2 tRNA genes are annotated in these 319 nt (G+C 45.8%); both read left to right on the forward strand.

What is annotated here, in order from left to right:
• Nucleotides 1-8: 8 nt before the first annotated feature.
• A tRNA-Ile gene (locus tag KW850_RS32810) sits at nt 9-85 on the forward strand.
• 9 nt (nt 86-94) lie between these two features.
• Nucleotides 95-170 (forward strand) — tRNA-Ala (locus KW850_RS32815).
• The last annotated feature ends 149 nt before the right edge of the window (nt 171-319 follow it).

Here is a 319-nt window from a genome sequence, read left to right on the forward strand (position 1 = left end):
CGTTATGAGGGCCTATAGCTCAGCTGGTTAGAGCGCACGCCTGATAAGCGTGAGGTCGATGGTTCGAGTCCATTTAGGCCCACCATCTCATAATGGGGCTTTAGCTCAGCTGGGAGAGCGCCTGCTTTGCACGCAGGAGGTCAGCGGTTCGATCCCGCTAAGCTCCACCAATGACGTTTACCAACGTCCAATATCGTTCTTTGAAAACTAGATAATCGTAATGAAGAAGCAAAGTAAACATCGAGTAATCGCCATTTTAGTTTTTCTCTCTTATTCAATTAAGAGTTATAAACCTTTTAGGTTAAGTTAGAAAGGGCGC

It is taken from the genome of Bacillus sp. sid0103, from assembly GCF_019219025.1.